General features: G+C 38.0%; 1 pseudogene. It reads right to left on the bottom strand.

The features are described from left to right. Positions 1-468: pseudogene (locus E3E27_RS10580) on the bottom strand (exodeoxyribonuclease VII small subunit); the annotation flags it as partial.

Raw genomic sequence — 468 nt, 5'->3', positions numbered from 1 at the left:
ATCCTCAAAAGGTGCCCCATACCTTACAAAGACATTTGCGGTAATTACTATTTTGTTTTTCTCTACGGTTGTTATGAGGGCGTATTTGTTTCCGTTTATCTCTTTACTCATGTTTTTGGGAACTTCCACTATAGTGGCCGTTGGCGGTAGAATAAACTCTATTTTCAAGCTTTGGTTAATTTCATTTTGGGCTCTATACCCTAACTGGGAAGGGTTCAGGAGAGTTGGATCAAATGAGTATTCGTAGGTTCCATTTACCATTTTTGTGAAGTTTTTCAAGACATAATTGGCTTCTATTGTTAGAGGTCCTTCTTTTTCCATCCCTAAAATCGTTGCATTGGCGTCTTCAACTTGAATTCCCTGCATAATCATACCTTGTAGGTAGTTCTGGAGTAGCATGTTTGTTACATTTTGTACTCCCAAGAGGTTTATTTGTAGTTTCATGAGTTCTATCTGATCTTTTGGCTC

It is taken from the genome of Thermococcus sp. MV11, from assembly GCF_012027285.1.
GTDB classification, from domain to species: Archaea; Methanobacteriota_B; Thermococci; order Thermococcales; family Thermococcaceae; genus Thermococcus; species Thermococcus cleftensis.
Note: the sequence above shows the minus strand (reverse complement) of the source record. Positions and strands in the feature narration are given on the sequence as shown.